Annotated in this window: 17 protein-coding genes; 6 read left to right on the top strand and 11 right to left on the bottom strand. The window is 31.7% G+C overall.

The features are described 5' to 3' along the window. Positions 1-359: 359 nt before the first annotated feature. The 4 genes from ACTG3Y_RS07985 to ACTG3Y_RS07970 all read right to left on the bottom strand — a co-directional run bounded on the left by ACTG3Y_RS07985 (position 360) and on the right by ACTG3Y_RS07970 (position 2,700). Positions 360-782 (bottom strand): thiol-disulfide oxidoreductase DCC family protein, encoded by a 423-nt coding sequence (locus ACTG3Y_RS07985; RefSeq protein WP_439152401.1) that lies wholly within the window; start codon positions 780-782, stop codon positions 360-362. 22 nt (positions 783-804) lie between these two features. Further along, positions 805-1,092: a helix-turn-helix transcriptional regulator gene (locus ACTG3Y_RS07980; RefSeq protein WP_439152400.1), complete on the bottom strand. Its 288-nt coding sequence runs from the start codon at positions 1,090-1,092 to the stop codon at positions 805-807. 54 nt (positions 1,093-1,146) lie between these two features. Further along, complete coding sequence (locus tag ACTG3Y_RS07975) at positions 1,147-1,839, bottom strand: hypothetical protein (protein WP_439152399.1); 693 nt, start codon at positions 1,837-1,839, stop codon at positions 1,147-1,149. A gap of 69 nt (positions 1,840-1,908) precedes the next feature. Further along, positions 1,909-2,700: a hypothetical protein gene (locus tag ACTG3Y_RS07970; RefSeq protein ID WP_439152398.1), complete on the bottom strand. Its 792-nt coding sequence runs from the start codon at positions 2,698-2,700 to the stop codon at positions 1,909-1,911. 62 nt (positions 2,701-2,762) lie between these two features. Between ACTG3Y_RS07970 and ACTG3Y_RS07965 the strand changes: the two genes are divergently transcribed. Further along, positions 2,763-3,512, top strand: a complete 750-nt coding sequence (locus ACTG3Y_RS07965; protein WP_439152402.1) for a thiol-activated cytolysin family protein — start codon at positions 2,763-2,765, stop codon at positions 3,510-3,512. Positions 3,513-3,550: 38 nt separating this feature from the next. Here ACTG3Y_RS07965 and ACTG3Y_RS07960 read toward each other — a convergent pair whose 3' ends face one another. Then, positions 3,551-5,716 (bottom strand): endonuclease MutS2, encoded by a 2,166-nt coding sequence (locus ACTG3Y_RS07960; protein WP_439152397.1) that lies wholly within the window; start codon positions 5,714-5,716, stop codon positions 3,551-3,553. Between the two features lie 106 nt (positions 5,717-5,822). On the opposite strand from ACTG3Y_RS07960, the gene ACTG3Y_RS07955 reads away from it, so the two are divergent. Next, positions 5,823-6,497, top strand: coding sequence for a uracil-DNA glycosylase (locus ACTG3Y_RS07955; protein ID WP_439152396.1), 675 nt, complete (start codon positions 5,823-5,825; stop codon positions 6,495-6,497). A gap of 376 nt (positions 6,498-6,873) precedes the next feature. Here ACTG3Y_RS07955 and ACTG3Y_RS07950 read toward each other — a convergent pair whose 3' ends face one another. The 5 genes from ACTG3Y_RS07950 to ACTG3Y_RS07930 form a co-directional block, all read right to left on the bottom strand. Further along, complete coding sequence (locus ACTG3Y_RS07950; protein ID WP_439152395.1) at positions 6,874-7,728, bottom strand: substrate-binding domain-containing protein; 855 nt, start codon at positions 7,726-7,728, stop codon at positions 6,874-6,876. Further along, entirely contained in the window at positions 7,729-8,601 is an 873-nt protein-coding gene (locus ACTG3Y_RS07945; protein ID WP_439152394.1) for a nucleoside phosphorylase, read from the bottom strand. Beyond that, positions 8,591-9,532 (bottom strand): DUF1835 domain-containing protein, encoded by a 942-nt coding sequence (locus ACTG3Y_RS07940; RefSeq protein ID WP_439152393.1) that lies wholly within the window; start codon positions 9,530-9,532, stop codon positions 8,591-8,593. Before ACTG3Y_RS07940 ends, ACTG3Y_RS07945 begins: the two co-directional genes overlap by 11 nt. A gap of 3 nt (positions 9,533-9,535) precedes the next feature. Continuing rightward, positions 9,536-9,865: a translation initiation factor gene (locus tag ACTG3Y_RS07935; protein ID WP_439152392.1), complete on the bottom strand. Its 330-nt coding sequence runs from the start codon at positions 9,863-9,865 to the stop codon at positions 9,536-9,538. A 73-nt stretch (positions 9,866-9,938) separates the two neighbouring features. Further along, positions 9,939-10,889 carry an isopenicillin N synthase family dioxygenase gene (locus ACTG3Y_RS07930; protein ID WP_439152391.1) on the bottom strand — a complete coding sequence of 317 codons (951 nt, stop codon included), beginning with the start codon at positions 10,887-10,889 and terminating at the stop codon, positions 9,939-9,941. 145 nt (positions 10,890-11,034) lie between these two features. Between ACTG3Y_RS07930 and ACTG3Y_RS07925 the strand changes: the two genes are divergently transcribed. From ACTG3Y_RS07925 to ACTG3Y_RS07915, 3 genes are all read left to right on the top strand, one after another. Further along, positions 11,035-13,035, top strand: coding sequence for an alpha-ketoacid dehydrogenase subunit alpha/beta (locus ACTG3Y_RS07925; protein WP_439152390.1), 2,001 nt, complete (start codon positions 11,035-11,037; stop codon positions 13,033-13,035). Between the two features lie 28 nt (positions 13,036-13,063). Continuing rightward, entirely contained in the window at positions 13,064-15,229 is a 2,166-nt protein-coding gene (locus ACTG3Y_RS07920; RefSeq protein WP_439152389.1) for a S9 family peptidase, read from the top strand. 449 nt (positions 15,230-15,678) lie between these two features. After that, complete coding sequence (locus ACTG3Y_RS07915; protein WP_439152388.1) at positions 15,679-16,095, top strand: 3D domain-containing protein; 417 nt, start codon at positions 15,679-15,681, stop codon at positions 16,093-16,095. Here ACTG3Y_RS07915 and ACTG3Y_RS07910 read toward each other — a convergent pair. After that, positions 16,088-16,657 (bottom strand): ExbD/TolR family protein, encoded by a 570-nt coding sequence (locus ACTG3Y_RS07910; RefSeq protein WP_439152387.1) that lies wholly within the window; start codon positions 16,655-16,657, stop codon positions 16,088-16,090. The two genes, ACTG3Y_RS07915 and ACTG3Y_RS07910, sit on opposite strands and share 8 nt — an antisense overlap. Positions 16,658-16,795: 138 nt before the next feature. Here ACTG3Y_RS07910 and ACTG3Y_RS07905 point away from each other — a divergent pair, with 138 nt between their 5' ends. After that, complete coding sequence (locus tag ACTG3Y_RS07905; RefSeq protein WP_439152386.1) at positions 16,796-18,310, top strand: DEAD/DEAH box helicase; 1,515 nt, start codon at positions 16,796-16,798, stop codon at positions 18,308-18,310. Positions 18,311-18,331 lie beyond the last annotated feature (21 nt).

Genomic DNA, 18,331 nt, shown 5'->3' with positions numbered 1-18,331 from the left:
TTTAGTTTATCTCAAAACTAAAAGACACGCAACGATTTAGAAATATGAAATGAGTAAGAAAGGATTAAAACCAAGAGAAAGTATATTTTGGGTGAGTCTATAGCTATTATTACTATGCATCTCATGGAGATTATTTGCAGATTCAACATTTTAAACAATTATAAATGGGCTTATATCGAATATTTTATACCTGCTACTAATAATCTTATAATTTTAAGCTAACAAAATAATGTGCTATTAATCAATTTTTATTTTCCCTCATAAAAAAATTGAAATTAAAATTTTGTTTAGATTAAATTAGTTTTAAGTAAGTTGTTAATTTAAAAAAGCCTTTTAGAGTGAATGCTAGAAGGCTTTTTTTATGCTAAAAACTTAGATTGTAATTCTGGAGTTGGTATCATGCAAGATTCTTTTTTACCATACCATTTGTATCTATTTCTGGCTACAAAATCGTAGACCCAATTCCTTATAAACGTTGGAATAACAAAGAATACAGCCATTAGGTTGGTAGGAAATCCTATTTTTTTTGAAATATGAAGAGCTGCAGAAGACTTATATTTTAATGTATCAGAACCTGGTCGGTAGAGTAAAATAGAATCTGTTTTGGTTGAGTCTATATTGAATTTCTTAATGATTGCATTCCCAATATCACTTTGTAATGGAGCAAACAAAAACTTGTCTGTTTTATCACGTTTTATCACAAATAAAACACTGCTGTTACAAAGGTTGCAAACACCATCAAATAGTATTAGTTGCTTGTCTTTTGGTATTTTATCAATCACATTACAAAGATAAACTTAAAGCTTATAAAGAATTTAAAAATTGCGTTAAATCATTTTCCTTGTTTAATTTTAATTTTTTCTTTAATCGATACTTAGATTTAAGGACGCTATCCGAAAGAACGTTAAGCATAGATGCAATTTCTTTAGTGGAAAGATTCATGCGTAAAAATGAAGCCAAACGTATTTCTTTTTCTGTAATATCTTCTGAAATGGCTTTAATTTTATGATCAAAGTTATTATGAACTTCTGAAAAATAAGATTTAAAAACTTCCCAATCCTTATATTCGGCATTTTCTTTTTTGAGGAGCATTACTAGTATTCTAAATTCAACTTTAAATGATTCTGGTGATTTTTTTATCTTTTCTTAATTCTCTTTTAGTTCTTGAATAAAGGTATTCTTCTGAACCAAATGCAAGGTCTGATATGCTAATTCTTTCTTTTTAAATTCAATTTCTTGCTTAAAGATTTCTTCTTGCTTTTCCCGCTCCATTTTGTTTTTCTTCAGGCGCTGTTTAAACCCAAAATAGATTAGGCCTGCAATGGTTAAGAATGAAAACATACCAATTCCATATAATGTTTTGGTGAGTTTATCGTTTTTTGTTTGTGTACTTAAGGATTTGATTTTTTCTTCTTGCAGAGCTAATGCCGCTTCTTTTTTTTCTGTTTCAAATTTGGTTTGCAGTTCATCAAAATGTGTTGCTTTTTGCTTATTATATAGACTGTCAGAAAGTTTTTTAAATGTAATATGTTCATTTAATGCAGATTGAAAATCACGTTTAGTTTTATAAATATTAGAAAGTTGTTGATGTGCACTCACTTGTCCTGACAAAAGACCAATGGACTGCTTTAGCTTTAATGCTTCTTTTGTGAGTGTTAAAGCTTCATTTAATTGATTGTTTTCTAATTTAATTTTACCCAAGCCAAGTTTAATTCTCGATAAACTAAATTCATCATTTAATTTAGCTGTAATTGTTTTGCTTTCATTAAGTACATCTTCCGCTTTTTTATAAGCTTTTATATCGATAAGATACTCACCAAATTGATTGAGTGACTGCATTTGCAATAATGGAATTTCGATGGCTTTTGAAATTTTAATGGCTTTTGTTAAATAGTATTCGGCACTATCTTATTCAATAGGCTTTAAACCAGCATATAATTCACTAATAGATTTTGCGGTAAGGCATTCGTAATAAGAATCTTGCGACGTCTTATATATAGACAAACTCTCCTTAAGATAATCAATTGCCATAGTGTAATTTCCAAGCACTTGATTATTGTCTCCAACCAATGCTAAATTGTCAGCATATTGTATACTATCATTAATCATCTTAGATAACCTTGTTGCTTCTATTGCCCTATCTAATGATAAAAGATACTTACCTTGTTCAATATATATTTGAGATTTTATACTATTTAAATTTATTTCTAACAAGGTATCATCCTTACAGCAATAATTTTCTCTATTCATATAGGTTTCTGACTTATCCATATAATGTAGAGCGCTATCAAATTGCGAATTATCTTTAAAATTTATAGCCTGATTCATAAGTAAACTACTCATAAATCGTGGTTTGTTCTGTTCTTTATGTAATTCAATCGCTTTTAAATAAACATTATTTGATTTGCCGTATTCAGAAATATTTGCGAATGCAATTCCAAGTCGTTCATAGGCTCTTGCTAATTTAGAATCTTGTTTATGCTGTTTAGCAATAGATATAGAGGCATTAGCATATTCTATGGCTTTGTTTGCATCATCGTAGGCTGTAATTTTCCATAAACTTTCTAAAATATTTAATTGTTCATCAACATCTTTAGAGCTATTAAGCTGAATTTCTAAATCTTTAAGTTTTTGTGCTTCTTGAGAATATGTAGAATTCCAAGTAATAAAAGCAATTAAAAAAATTAAGCGAAAAAACATATGAAATTAGTTTTGAAATTTAAAATATCACTCCGAACTATTAAGGGGCTAAACTAGGTAGAATCATTATGCTACGTATGGAGACAACCAATATGAATACAGACATTAACTTAGAATCCGTATTGCAGTATACTACAGGAGTAAATGAAGGTGAGTTAACAATTAACTCAAATTTTGAAGAAGTTCTTGAAGAATCATCTATTAATATTATTACAATAGGTGGTAATGCTGAAGTTAGTTCTAGCGCTGTCGATGCCGCAAATATGTCTGAAGGACCAGGTGCTCTAAATTATATAATTACTGGGGGAAATGCAGTGTATAGTGCTAATAATCCTGGTGTTCCAATTGCTTATACCATTAGGTATTTAGATGATAATTCTATTGCTAAGATGGGTTACACAACTGATTATACGGTTGAGGAGTGTGGCAGTAATCCTTACCAACATGACAAAATAAAAGTTTATAATGATTTTGAGGTACGTAATATGCGCTTTAGATATTATTATGACTACACTGAAGCTGATGAAGAATTGTACTTCGATTCAGGATGGACAACAGTTACAGATGAAAGTCAACAATTTTTTAGTATACCAGATGGTGCATGGAATGTAGAGTACGAATTAGAGTATTTTGGCACCATAGGTATTGGAGGATGGGAGCCTTTTACAAGTGGGTCTGGTGCTCCTGGCTATGTTAGTTCTGATATATGTCTAAGAGGTTATAATCCAACAGGATGGGGAAACGGTGACATTGCATTATGTACGAGTTGTTCGTCGGATTCGGTTGATGACTGTGATAATTACCTACCCTGATTGAAAATAACCTATTCAATGACCAGACTTTAGCTGGATTATTTTTTAGGTTCTACTAATTCCAACAAATCAACACTTACATTTGTTGTAAAAAGGCCATAGTTTACTATGGCTTTATTTTTTTCTATAGTATCAATACTACCAACAGCCTTACCATCATGCATTCTAACTCTATCACCAACTTTTAAAATTGGTTTAGGTTTTTCAATTTTAACTTCTTTCTTTTTAGCAGCTTTTTTCTTTTTTCTAATGACGTCTACTTTCTTTGCTGCTTCTTGTTTAATCTGCTTCTCTTTTGCCTTTTCAGAGCGTTGCTGCTTCGCAGATATTTTTTTACGCTTAGAGTTTTCTATTTGTACCAAACGAAAGAGTTCTGCCATTAACTCGCGTTTCTTTTTATTATTCTGAAACTTCTCTGCTAAGTCGTTTACTTTTTGACCTAAGTAAATTAAACGTTGATTACTATCATATAACTCTTGAAAGCTCTCTAACTTTTTCTGAATTTTAGCATTAGTTTCCTCTAATTTTTCAGCTTCAGTTAATTTCTTTTTCTCATTGACTTTAAGAGATCTTTCTGTTCGTTCAAGTTTACTTCGTTCTTTCTGAAGCTTTGCTATTGTGGCATCAAAACGTACTTTACCACGCTCAATTTTCTTTTTAGATTTATTGATTAAACTATAAGGTATACCATTTTTTGTGGCAACTTCAAACGTAAATGAACTACCAGCTTGACCAGTAACTAGTCTAAACATAGGTTCTAAGCTTTTTTCATCGAATAGCATATTTGCATTTTGCATGTATGGTAATTCGTTCGCTAAAAGCTTTAAATTGGAGTAGTGGGTTGTAATAATTCCGAATGCCTTTCTGTCGTAAAAGACTTCTAAAAATGTTTCGGCCAATGCACCGCCAAGTTCTGGATCACTACCTGTACCAAATTCATCTATTAAGAATAATGTTTTAGAATTACATTTTCTTAAGAAATAATTCATTTGCTTTAAGCGATAACTGTAAGTACTTAAGTGATTTTCGATAGATTGGTTATCACCAATATCACTTAATATTCTATCGAACAGACAAACCTTACTACGTTCATGAACAGGAATTAACATGCCACTCTGTAACATCACTTGTAATAAGCCTATGGTTTTTAAGGTAATACTTTTACCTCCTGCATTTGGACCAGAGATTACAATAATTCTATTTTCATCACCTAAACCAATGGTCTGTGGAAATGTTTTTTCACCTTTTTCTTTATTGGTTAAGTAGAGTAGTGGATGATAAGCATCACGTAAGTTCAATTCCCGCTTTTCGCCTATTTCTGGTAAGATAGCATTCATACTTCTAGCATATTTTGCTTTAGCAGAAATGATATCAATTTTAGTTAAAAATTCTTGAAAGTTCTTAAGTAGTGGAAGAAATAAACGAATAAAATCAGTTAATTCTTTGAGTATTTTAATGACTTCTTCCTTTTCCTCATATTCTAAATTATTAAGCTCTCTGGTGTATTGCAAAGTGGTTTCTGGCTCTATGTAGACTATGCTACCTGTTTTGCTACCACCCATTATAGCACCCTTTACTTTTCTTCGATACATTGCTTTTACAGCCAGAACACGCTTATTTTCTACAACCGACTCTCTAATATCATCAAGATAATCTAAATTGTGATACGTGTTTAATGCCGACGAAAAACTACTATTAATTTTTCCCTTTAGTTTATTTATAGACCTTCTTAATTCAGATAGCAAAGGAGACGCATCATCTTTAATATCGCCAAAACGATCCACAATATTATCTACCTGATCTATAATAGATGTTGTCACTTCAATTCTTTGACTGTAAGAAAAAAGGTTAGGATAGTAATCCTTATATTTTTCAAGAAACTGAACTAAGGTGTTGGCTGTGATAGAGATACTTACAATTTTCTGTAAACTAGGTACTTCTAAATACGTATTCTCTATATTAAGTAGTTTTAATTCTTTTGAAATAGTCTCAAACCCATGATTTGGTACGCGGTTATCATTATCAAAAGAGGATAAGTACTCATTAACATAACTAAGCTCTGGGATCACTACTTTATCTTCTTCAAAGGGTAAGATTGCATCGACAGCATCTTTACCCAAAGATGTAATGGTATGCTCACTAACTTGTTTTAAAACTGTAAAGAATTCTAAATCTTTTAAGGTTTTCTCATGAATCCTTATCATGGTATTTGGATGAATTAAAGAATTGCAAATTTAATGCAATTAGAGCGAATAAGTCTTATGCTTATGTTAACATGCTATTGTTTATTTTTGATAAAAATTATTAAAGATGAATGTCGCTATTCACAATAGTTGGAAAACATATCTACAGCATGAATTTGAACAACCCTATTTTTTTAATTTGGTTGAATTTGTTAAATCTGAATATTCCAAACACACCTGTTATCCAAGAGGAAATGACATCTTTAATGCATTTAATCATTGTCATTTTAATGATACTAAGGTGGTGATTTTAGGTCAAGATCCTTATCATGGTATTAATCAAGCCAATGGATTATGTTTTTCAGTTAATGATAAAATTACACATCCACCATCTCTTAAGAATATTTTTAAAGAACTTGAAGACGATCTTGGTATTCCTTATCCACAAAGTGGTAATCTAATACCATGGGCTGATCAAGGAGTATTGTTATTAAATGCCACATTAACTGTTAGAGCACATGTAGCTGGTAGTCACCAAGGTAAAGGTTGGGAAACATTTACTGATGCAGTTATTAAACTTATTAGTGATAAGTTGGATGCTGTTATGTTTTTACTTTGGGGTGGATTTGCAAAGAAAAAAAATAAACTCATAGATGCATCTAAACATCATATTTTAGAAACAGGACATCCCTCACCTTTAAGCGCTAATAGAGGCTATTGGTTTGGTAATAAACATTTTAGTAAAACTAACTCCCTGTTGCAGCAAGCTGGCGAGCCGGTAATTGATTGGAAACTAATGTAGGTCTATGGTTTCTAATTATACGGGGCTTTTTAGTTTGAACTTTCTTAGTTGTTTTATTACAACTAAAGATCAAAAGCATAAAATTTACCGCAACTAAAAAAGATAAAATCAGAGTAATTGTTAAAATCATATTAGTCTGTTTTGATGTTAATAGCATTGACTTGGTTCTAACAAATGTAATTAAAAAATTGAAATAGTGAAACTTATGAACAAAAACTGTAAGTGTTTACCTCATAAAATTAAGTGAATATTTAACATTTCCTTAGTAAAAATAACTATTAGCCGAAATATGTTAAAATCAAAAAAAAATGACGTTATTAACATAAATACAGTCTCTTTATACTAAAATCAGGGATAAATTATAAATAAACAAGATTTATTTTTTAAAAACTAAATCCTTATAGTTAATCTTTTTTTGGATAATATTTAAGTCATACAGCTGATCTTGAACTCCGTTTACCGTTTCTTCATCAATTACGCCTTGAGACCATTCTGTAAGTGATAACCATTCTTGAACATCTTCTATTTCTTGCTCGTATCTATTCGCTATAGTTTTGTCTATGCTCGGAATTGATTTAAATTCAGAAGTTGTTTGATTTATTATCTCCAATATGGTTTCAAGATCTTCACGACTGTTCTTAATAAATTCTTCTCTAACAGCAATAACAAAACATGGCCATGGAGAAGGACAATTACCAATACGTCTAAAAATACCGTTATCTACAATAGGCTTTGTGGTGAATTTTTCCCACATAAAATAGTCTGCTTCTCCATCAGTTAAACCCTTAATTGCACCATTTAGATTTTTTATTACTTCAAATTTTAAATCCTGTTCTAAATCCCAATCGTGATTCTGAGCATTTATATAGGCCATTAAGTGCGAACCAGATCCATAGCGGCTAATGGCCGCTCTTGAGCCTTTAATATCTTCTACAGTTTCGAATTTTGAATCTGTTGCAACGTGAATCCCCCAAATTAAAGGTGATTTTACAAACGTTTGTACAATTTTAGATGGATTCCCAGCGATGATATCCTTTATAATCCCTTCTGTAAGTATTACTGCCATATCTATTTCTCCAGAACGCAATGCTTTACACATTGCTCCTGTACCACCATAATAATCGTGCCATCGCAGGTTTATATCCTGGGCTTTATATTTACCATTTTTAAGTGTGAGATACCAAGCTAGATTAAAGTGCTCTGGCACACCACCTATGTTTACTTTCCTCATTTATATATTCACTATGCGTTCTAGAGCATATAGTATTAATTTCTCTACTGTTTTTTTTGGGTTCTTACTAAAATCACCGTTAGCTCTATTAGCAATAATAGCATTTAGTGATAAGGACTCATGTCCTAATAATTTTGATAATCCGTAAATTACTGATGTTTCCATTTCAAAATTGGTAATTCTAAAATCTCTATAATTAAAATTATCTAATTTTGAATTCAAGGTAGGGTCGTGAAGAGGTAATCTCAAAACTCTTCCTTGTGGACCATAAAAGCCGCCAGCTGTACCTGTCATACCCTTAAATATTATATCACTTTCAAAATATTTCTCTAAGTACTTACTATTATTTATTATAATAGGCCTGGCTTTATTTTTATCCCAATTTGTATGTTTAATGAATGCATCTTCTATTTCTGGATTACTTATGCCATCTATTTGATAAAAATGCAACATACCATTAATATCTAAACCATGTGTACTCATTACAAAACCATCTACTGGGATGTCTGCTTGCAGTGACCCTGATGTACCTATCCTAATAATATTTAAACTAGTAAGCTCAGTTTTAGGTTTGCGCGTATTTAAATCAATATTAACTAAAGCATCAAGTTCATTTAATACGATATCTATATTATCAGGACCAATTCCTGTAGATAAAACTGTAATTCGCCTGTCTTTGTAATAACCTGTTTGAGTTTTAAATTCTCGTTTTTGAGTGCTAAACTCAATACTATCAAAGTGCTTTGTGATTTTTTCAACCCTATCCTGATCACCAACAAATATGATAGTATCAGAGATATTATCTGGTTTTAAGTTTAAGTGATAGACACTGCCATCTGGATTTAATATAAGTTCAGAATCTTTAATTGGCATGGTGTATGGTTTTAATTAGTTTATTCTCTTCAATGCTAAATTGATATTCTAATCGCTGTACACCACCATAAACCAAATCATTATTTACTTCTACAGCATAATTCTTTTTTCTAAACAAAGCTTCGTGACCATCTCTATTTAGGGTTAGACTGGCATCAGTTTCTTCAAAAAAGATACTTAATTTATCTATTAGTCTGCGATGTTGTAAATCTCCAAAACCATAATAGCCCTGGTAATTGAGACTGTATCCTAAAAGATGATGTCTTGATTTTATTTCATTATCCCTCACTAATCTAAGTATATTGTCTTCTAAAACACTGAGCCCACTTTTTTGATGTGGAAAGCGTTTGAGATGTGCTTTAAGACAATTAGACATGTACTTAAAATTGGATTCTCTAACAATATAAGGTTTTAGTATATTATGATCTTTACCGCAATACGTACGCCACAAGGTTATGGCTAAATCTTTATCAGAATCATTTAGAAGTACTCTATTATCATAATGATTGCGTAATTGTTCTGGTGATAATTCTGCTAAACCTTTTAAGTTCTTTTCGCCTTCAACTCTTCCGCTACAAATAAGATATAGCGGTTTATTTATTTCCTTTTGATGCAATAAACTAATGACACCTATTAGGTTAATATGACAGAACAAGTCGTATTCAAACCATAGATGAATTTCTATGTAAGCATCAGCTTTATCTAATTTAGACAATTCCATTTGCAGTTCTTCAGTATCAACTTCTATATCATAACAGGTCTTAAGAAATTTACTTCGTAAATCAAAGAATTCCTCAGATGCAATAGCTGGAATTGTAGGGCCTTCACATAGCATTTCCTGCCAAGTGAGTATGTCGTCTGTAAAATCTAGTTCTCTTAAATAATCTGTTAGATTATTACCATTTGTAATATGAAGAATTTTCTTTTTCATTAATTAGCCACCAACGCGTTTTACAGTGAATCCCATATTTTTTAATATATCCATAATTTTATCTCTATAATCACCTTGAATAATTATTTTATCATCCTTAAAACTACCACCAACACTTAGTTTTGTTTTTAGTGTCTTTGCTAACTTCTTGAAATCTTCAGTAGCACCATTATAGCCTTCTAAAATAGTTATAGGCTTACCTTTTCGTTTTTCGTATTTGCAAATTATTGGCTCGTCTTGTAACCAAATGTCAGACGTAGAGTTTGTGGTTTCTTTTTTAACCTCTGGCACATGATCTGGAAATAAGTTTTTTAGCTGATCTTGTAAATCCATTATTTTTTGTTTTCAGTCGCAGGTAGCAGTCGCAGTTGGTCATTAAAAGATTGAAAACTGAGACTGAGACTGCCTACTTTTTAATAAGTCCTAATTCTACAAGTCTCTGATTCAAAAATTCACCAGCAGTAATATCTTCAAACTGTTTTGGATTATCTTCATCGATACAGCTTTCTAACACATCCAATTTCATTTCACTAATTGGATGCATAAAAAACGGAATTGAATACCGAGAAGTTCCCCAAAGTTCTCTTGGAGGATTCACCACGCGATGTATGGTAGACTTTAATTTGTTATTTGTATGTCTAGACAACATATCTCCAACATTTATCATCAATTCATCTGGCTCAGCGATAGCATCTAACCATTCACCATCATGTCTTTGCACTTGCAAGCCTCGTCCCTGTGCACCCATTAATAACGTAATGAGATTGATATCACCATGAGCCGCAGCTCTCACTGCATTTTTAGGTTCTTCAGTGATAGGTGGGTAATGAATTGGTCGTAATATAGAGTTACCATTATGTATGTAATTATCAAAATATGTCTCTTCGAGATCTAAATGTAATGCCAGTGCACGTAAGACATACTTAGCTGTTTTTTCCAACATCTGATAGGTCTGTTTTCCTACTTTATTAAACTCAGGTAATTCTTTAACTACAACATTTTCGGGATATTCTTTTTTACGTACCTCATCATCTTCAACATATTGTCCAAAGTGCCAAAACTCTTTTAAGTCTCCTTCTTTTTTTCCTTTTGCACTTTCTTTACCAAAAGACACATAACCTCTTTGACCACCTATACCTGTTATTTCATAACTTTCTTTTACCTTTAAAGGAAGATCAAAAAAATTCTTTACTTCACCATATAATTTATCTACTAGCTCGTCATCTAAAAAATGCCCCTTTAAGGCAACAAAACCAATATCTTGATAGGCTTTTCCTATTTCGTCAATAAACTTTTGCTTTCGTTTAGGGTCATCAGATAAGAAATCTTTTAAATCTACACTTGGTATTCTATCCATCGGATTCTATTTTAAATTTTTATCAATATACAAATCTAACTAAAATAGTTCTAAAATATTAGGTCGTAATAATTTACAATTTGTGGTCTATAGTGCAATATTGAGGCAATTTTATTTACATTTGAATTATTACTCAACCACTATTATGCCAACAATATCTAAAAGTAACATTAACTACGACAAACGCAATTTAAGCGATAAAGCATTACTTAAGCTGTACTACAATATGTTAAAGCCTCGATTAATTGAGGAAAAAATGCTTATTTTATTACGACAAGGGAAGATTTCTAAATGGTTTTCTGGTATTGGTCAAGAAGCTATCTCTGTAGGCGTAGCCATGGCTTTAAAATCTAGCGAATATATTTTACCTATGCATAGAAACCTCGGTGTTTTTACAACTCGAGAAATTCCTTTACACCGTTTGTTTTGTCAATGGCAAGGAAAGGCTAGTGGTTTTACAAAAGGTAGAGATCGTTCTTTTCATTTCGGAACACAAGAATATAATATTGTAGGTATGATTTCTCACCTTGGCCCACAACTCGGAGTCGCTGATGGAATCGCTTTAGCTAATCTTTTAAAGAAAAATAATCAAGTAACAGCTGTTTTTACAGGAGAGGGAGGAACAAGTGAAGGTGATTTCCATGAAGCCTTAAATGTGGCTTCTGTTTGGCAATTACCTGTGATTTTTTGTATTGAAAATAATGGTTATGGACTTTCAACACCTACAAATGAACAATATCGGTGTAAGCATTTAGCGGATAGAGGTAAAGGTTATGGGATGGAATCGTTTATTCTCGATGGTAATAACATCATTGAAACGTATACTAAGATTAAAAAACTAGCTGAAAGTATTAGAAAACGCCCAAGACCACTTTTAATAGAATTTAAAACCTTTAGAAGACGCGGTCATGAAGAGGCTAGTGGCACAAAATATGTGCCCAAAGAATTAATGAAAGAATGGGAAGAGAAAGATCCCATTGAGAATTTCCGTAATTATCTTTATACAAGTAAAGTTTTAGATGCTAAATTAGATGAGGAATATAATTCAAAAATAAAAGAAGAAATTGATACTGCTTTAGAGTCTGCTTATGCCGAAGAAGATATTATTCCAAATAAAACTATTGAATTAAGTAATGTATTTAAAGAATTTAATTATGAAGATGTTACGCCTGGTAATAAAACTAAAGAATTACGATTAATTGATGCTATTTCAGAAGGCTTAAAACAGTCTATGGAAAAACATAATGATCTTGTAATTATGGGTCAAGATATAGCAGAATATGGTGGAGTTTTTAAAATAACTGAAGGCTTTGTAGAACAATTTGGAAAGGATAGGGTTAGAAATACCCCTATATGTGAATCTGCTATTGTAGAAGCTGCTATGGGCTTGTCTATAGCCGGAATGAAAGCCGTTGTAGAAATGCAATTTTCGGATTTTGTGACTTCAGGTTTTAATCCTATTGTCAATTATTTGGCAAAATCTCATTATCGCTGGCAACAGCATGCAGATGTTGTTGTAAGGATGCCTTGTGGAGCTGGAGTGGCAGCAGGACCATTCCATTCTCAAACCAACGAAGCCTGGTTTACAAAAACCCCAGGCTTAAAAGTCGTTTACCCTGCATTTCCATACGATGCTAAAGGCTTATTAGCAACTGCAATAAATGATCCTAATCCTATATTATTTTTTGAGCATAAAGCACTTTATAGAAGCATAAGACAGGAGGTGCCAACAGATTATTATACATTGCCTTTAGGTAAAGCCGCAAAGTTAAAAGAAGGTGATGAAATCTCTATCATTACTTATGGTGCTGGAGTGCATTGGGCTTTAGAAACTTTAGATAAGAATCCAGATGTTTCAGCAGATTTAATAGATTTAAGGACACTATACCCGCTCGACAAAGACGCAATTTTTAATTCTGTGAAGAAAACTGGTAAAGCTATTATATTACAGGAAGATTCTACCTTCGGTGGGATTGCTAGTGATATTTCAGCAATGCTTATGGAAGAATGTTTTGAATACTTAGATGCACCTGTTAAGCGTGTTGCAAGTATGGAAACGCCAATACCATTTGCTGCTCAGTTAGAAGAACAGTATTTATCGAAAAGAAGTTTTGAAGATGATTTGATCACACTATTAAAATATTAATTGATCATAATCAAAAAACGTAGTAAAAATGAAAAAAACTATTTATTTACTCTTGTTAGTTGCATTAATTATAACTAGCTGCAAAACTGAGAAGGAAGATTTAACTTACAAAGGGATTGAAGCACCAGTTGCTAAGAAAATAGCTAAAGAGTTAACCATTCATGATGATACCAGAATAGACAATTATTTTTGGATGCGTTTAAGTGATGAGCAAAAAAATGCAGAAACACCAGATGAACAAACACAAGATGTTTTAGACTATTTAGCTGCAGAGAATGAGTATTTAGATAAGGCTATGAGTCACACAAAAGATTTGCAGACAAAACTATATGATGAAATTGTTGGACGTATAAAAAAAGACGATGCATCTGTACCTGTAAATAATAGAGGTTATTCATATTACACACGTTATGTTAAAGGTGATGATTACCCATTATATTGTAGAAAAAAGCTAGAGGACAATAGCAAAGAAGAAATAATGCTTGATGTGCCCGAATTAGCAAAAGGTTACTCATATTACGGTGTTGGAAGACGCTCTGTTAGCCCAAATAATAATATCATAGGCTATGGCATAGATACTTTATCTAGAAGAAAGTATAATATTTATTTTAAGAATTTAAGCACGGGTGAGTTGTTAAATGATATACTTAAAAATACTACAGGGAGTGCTGTTTGGGCCAATGACAATAAAACTGTATTCTATTCGACTAAAGACCCAACTACCTTAAGGTCAAACAAAATTTTCAAGCATGTTTTAGGCACAGAACAAGCTGATGATGAGCTAGTCTATGAAGAAAAAGATGAAACGTTTGCTACAGGTGTGTTTAAGTCACAATCACAAGAGTATTTAATGATTTATAGCTCTCAAACCCTTTCAACGGAATATAGATATTTAAATGCAAATACACCTGATGGGCAATGGAAAATAATTCAACCAAGAGAAAAGAATTTAGAATATGGAGTAGGACATTACAAAGACCATTTTTATATAAGAACAAATTTAAATGCTAAGAACTTTAAAATTGTCAAAACACCAATTAATGCAACTACAAAAGAACATTGGGTAGACGTTATTCCGCATAGAGAAGACGTACTTGTTGGTGGGATAGATTTTTTTAATGATTATTTAGTAGTAAGTGAACGAATCAATGGCTTAAGTACTATTAGAGTTAAACCTTGGGACGGCAGTAAGGAGCATTATATACAATTCAACGATCCAGCCTATTTAGTTTACCCAACAGACAACTTAGACTTCAACACAAAAATACTTAGGTACAATTATACATCTCTTACAACACCAAATAGTACCTATGATTACAATATGGAAACAAAAGAACAGGTACTTTTAAAGGAGCAAGAAGTACTAGATCCTAATTTCTCTTCTGAAAATTATACTTCTGAAAGAATAAATGTAACAGCCAGAGATGGTGCTAAAGTACCAATGTCGTTAGTATATAGAAAAGGCACTAAAAAAAGTGCAGATACGCCGTTATTACTTTATTCTTATGGTTCTTATGGAAGTAATTCAGAACCAACATTTAGTTCTGTAAGATTAAGCTTATTGGACAGAGGTTTTATTTATGCCGTAGCTCATATTCGAGGTGGTCAGGATTTAGGCAGAGATTGGTACGAAAATGGAAAACTACTTAAAAAGAAAAATACATTTACGGACTTTATTGATTGCGGAGAGTATTTAGTCAAAGAAGGTTATACCAGTAGTGATCACTTATATGCTTTAGGTGGCAGTGCAGGAGGATTATTGATGGGAGCTGTATTAAACATGAAACCAGAATTATGGAACGGAGTAGTAGCAGCAGTGCCATTTGTAGATGTTGTTTCTACTATGTTAGACGAAACAATACCTTTAACAACGTTTGAATTCGACGAATGGGGAAATCCAAAAATTAAGACATATTATGAGTATATGAAATCGTATTCTCCATATGATAATGTTGAAGCTAAAGATTATCCTAATATTTTAGTTACAACAGGCTATTGGGATAGTCAAGTACAATATTGGGAACCTGCAAAATGGACAGCAAAATTAAGAGAATTAAAAACTGATGACAATTTGCTAATACTGGATTGTAATATGGAAACTGGTCATGGTGGTGCATCAGGACGTTTTGAAAAATATAAGCGTACTGCACTTAATTATGCGTTTATGTTAGATTTAGAAAATATTTCTGAGTAAAAAATTCGTGATTCAATTTTCAAGCAAAATATTTTAGTCAGTAACTATTGCATAATTATTATTAAAACTAAAAAAAACAACACAAAAAATGTGTTGGTTTTTTAGTTTTCTCTGAATGGTTGATGAATCCAATTCATAGTTTAATAGTTTCTAGGTCATCATCTAAACTGTTAGATGTATTGACGATTTTTGACAAAGTTCTCATAATTGTTTGATTTAGTGATTGATGAATAATGCGTTATTATCTATAACGTCTTTTACTGTTCCAAGTAAAACTCTTTGTTTCTTTAGAAGTACTTGTTAATTGATTGTCGTTTAAAGTTCTCATGATTTTTCGTTTTTAATTGATTTATACTACATAGACGACAACAGATAAAAAATGTTACAGTACTTTGCATTACATAGTAATGATTTAACAAATTTTAACTATAAAACGTATCTTTAGTCCAATGACAAGATGTCTTTTTATAATCACTATAACTATTTCAATGCTTTATAGTTGTAAAAAAGGAATACCGGCAAACTGCAACAATAAACAATTGAATGTAACAGCTACTGCCTATAATTCTTTGGCTTATCAAACCAGTTCTAATCCTCATATTACAGCTTTTGGTGATAGTTTAAAACCAGGATTAAGATATATAGCTGTTTCTCGCGATCTTATAGATTCTGGTTTAGTACACAATACCAAAGTTAAGATAGAAGGTTTTGATAGTCTATTCATTGTAAAAGATAAAATGAATAGACGTTGGAAAAATCGTATTGATATTTACATGAGTGTCGATGTCAAAAAAGCTAGAAAATGGGGCAAAAAGAAGGTGAATATAGAGTATTGTATAAGAACTAAAGACTCTACTATTAATTAGAACGCTTTACCATTACGTCAGAAACAATAAAAGGATAAGCCTTCTTAACTTGTTTTAATTCTTTTTTCGATAACTCTTCTGGTGATTTATTAAATACGTCTTTAGCATAATTTTGTCTTAAATCAAAATAAGCTTTTGTTATTTCATCCTGTACCTCTATGAATACCTCGTACTTTGTCATTGCATCATGACTAAGGGAGATTACTGCATCTTTCGGATGATCAGACGCGTTTGGTAATTTTTCACCATCACAATACGTACAATAGGACTTGCCATTATTATCCACAAAAGCTTTTACTAGTTCTTGAATTTCACCAATTTTAACTGCATCATCTTCAATCATTATCTCTTGGTCGCTATTAATTGAAATACGCAATAAATTGCGTTCTGCTAAATTATCAGAACATATTTGATTCGGTGGACATTCACCAGGAAGTTTTCTCAAAATGCCCTTATCAGCAGAAATAGTGGTAGTCATTAAAAAGAAAATGAGTAATAAAAAGGCAATATCTGCCATAGAACCAGCATTGACCGATGCCGATTGTCTTCTAAATGATTTCATAATATTATGTATTTAAATGTTAATGAATTTAGAGACACAATAACAATACCAATCTTGTTAAAGGTTATTAACAAAACACCATAAAAACACTTACAATATACTATTTTTGCAAAATTAACAATGCACTAAATAGCATATATGTCATCAGAAATAGCAACAGCACAAAAAAATGCATTCGAGAAAAGTCTTTATGATTATCAGATAAAAGACCTGAATCGCATTTTCGATGTTATGCGAGACGAGTCTGAAGATTTTAATTTATTATATCAGCTTCCTACTGGCGGAGGAAAAACCGTTATATTCTCTGAAATTGTTAGACGATATATAGAAAAACACAATAAAAAGGTTGTAATCCTTACACATAGAATAGAATTGTGTAAGCAAACATCAAACGTACTATCTGGTTTTAATGTAAAGAATAAAGTTATAAATAGTAAGGTGAAAACGTTACCAGACCAAGACGATTTTCAATGTTTTGTGGCTATGGTAGAAACGCTCAACAACCGTTTATCAGATAAGGATTTTGAACTTAAAAATATTGGTTTAGTCATTATCGATGAGGCACATTATAATTCATTCAGAAAACTGTTTAAATTTTTTGAAAACTGTTTTATTCTTGGAGTTACAGCTACGCCGTTAAGCAGTAATATTAAGCTTCCGATGAAGGATAATTACGACAAACTCATTGTTGGTGACGATATTTCTACACTTATAAAAAATGGGTTTTTAGCTGATGCAGAACTATATCATTATGATGTAGGTCTAACTACTTTAAAAATTGGTATTAATGGTGATTATACCGTTAAATCTTCAGAAGCACTTTACACGAATAGCTTGATGCAATCAAAGCTTTTGTTAGCCTATGAAGAATTAGCTAAAGGTAAAAAGACATTGATTTTTAACAACGGTATTTACACCTCAAAGGAAGTGTATTACACTTTTAAAAAAGCCGGTTATAATGTTCAGCATTTAGATAACACAGCGAATAAGCAAGAGAGAAAGGATATACTAAAATGGTTTAAAAACACTCCTGATGCCGTATTATCCTCTGTTAGTATTCTAACTACCGGGTTTGATGAACCATCAGTTGAATCTATAATACTTAATAGAGCAACGCGTTCTTTAACCTTATATTTTCAAATGATTGGGCGTGGAAGTCGTATCTATAAAGACAGAACTTCATTTCAAGTCATCGATTTAGGAAATAATGTAGCACGTTTTGGCCCATGGAATCAACCAGTAGATTGGCAACATATCTTTAAGTATCCTGATTTCTATTTAGAAAACATCGTAGATGATGAGGCTTTAGAACGCGATTTTGTTTACGAAATGCCTGAATCTATTAAAGAAAAATTTAAAAAATCTGAATCATTAGATTTTGATGTTAGAGCAGAATATAAGGGTGTGGTAAATTCTGGTAAAAAATCATTTACTGTTATTGAACGTTCAATAGAGCAGCATTCTAAAATTTGTATTGAAAATAGCGAAGACGTATTTGATGCCAGAGATCTTACAAAATTACTTCAAGACGAAATTGCATACCGTATAAAGCAGTATTGCTACTGTATTATGAATAGTACTCAAAACTATAAAGATTGGTTATTTGAAGAATATAACAGAAGATTACGAATTAGCTTCAATGGTAAGTTTTAACGTTTTTTTGTAAGGAATTCC

Origin of the sequence: Winogradskyella sp., assembly GCF_965656915.1 — a bacterium.
GTDB lineage: Bacteria > Bacteroidota > Bacteroidia > Flavobacteriales > Flavobacteriaceae > Winogradskyella.
The sequence above is the reverse complement of the archived record's forward strand: the minus strand, read 5'-3'. Positions and strand labels throughout refer to the sequence as shown.

Excerpts from the sequence above, each read along its gene's own strand:
- ACTG3Y_RS07980 (WP_439152400.1), bottom strand. The coding sequence starts at position 1,092 with ATGCTCCTCAAAAAAGAAAATGCCGAATATAAGGATTGGGAAGTTTTT.
- ACTG3Y_RS07975 (WP_439152399.1), bottom strand. The coding sequence starts at position 1,839 with ATGCAGTCACTCAATCAATTTGGTGAGTATCTTATCGATATAAAAGCT.
- ACTG3Y_RS07970 (WP_439152398.1), bottom strand. The coding sequence starts at position 2,700 with ATGTTTTTTCGCTTAATTTTTTTAATTGCTTTTATTACTTGGAATTCT.
- ACTG3Y_RS07960 (WP_439152397.1), bottom strand. The coding sequence starts at position 5,716 with ATGATAAGGATTCATGAGAAAACCTTAAAAGATTTAGAATTCTTTACA.
- ACTG3Y_RS07955 (WP_439152396.1), top strand. The coding sequence starts at position 5,823 with ATGAATGTCGCTATTCACAATAGTTGGAAAACATATCTACAGCATGAA.
- ACTG3Y_RS07950 (WP_439152395.1), bottom strand. The coding sequence starts at position 7,728 with ATGAGGAAAGTAAACATAGGTGGTGTGCCAGAGCACTTTAATCTAGCT.
- ACTG3Y_RS07945 (WP_439152394.1), bottom strand. The coding sequence starts at position 8,601 with ATGCCAATTAAAGATTCTGAACTTATATTAAATCCAGATGGCAGTGTC.
- ACTG3Y_RS07940 (WP_439152393.1), bottom strand. The coding sequence starts at position 9,532 with ATGAAAAAGAAAATTCTTCATATTACAAATGGTAATAATCTAACAGAT.
- ACTG3Y_RS07935 (WP_439152392.1), bottom strand. The coding sequence starts at position 9,865 with ATGGATTTACAAGATCAGCTAAAAAACTTATTTCCAGATCATGTGCCA.
- ACTG3Y_RS07930 (WP_439152391.1), bottom strand. The coding sequence starts at position 10,889 with ATGGATAGAATACCAAGTGTAGATTTAAAAGATTTCTTATCTGATGAC.
- ACTG3Y_RS07925 (WP_439152390.1), top strand. The coding sequence starts at position 11,035 with ATGCCAACAATATCTAAAAGTAACATTAACTACGACAAACGCAATTTA.
- ACTG3Y_RS07920 (WP_439152389.1), top strand. The coding sequence starts at position 13,064 with ATGAAAAAAACTATTTATTTACTCTTGTTAGTTGCATTAATTATAACT.
- ACTG3Y_RS07915 (WP_439152388.1), top strand. The coding sequence starts at position 15,679 with ATGACAAGATGTCTTTTTATAATCACTATAACTATTTCAATGCTTTAT.
- ACTG3Y_RS07910 (WP_439152387.1), bottom strand. The coding sequence starts at position 16,657 with ATGAAATCATTTAGAAGACAATCGGCATCGGTCAATGCTGGTTCTATG.
- ACTG3Y_RS07905 (WP_439152386.1), top strand. The coding sequence starts at position 16,796 with ATGTCATCAGAAATAGCAACAGCACAAAAAAATGCATTCGAGAAAAGT.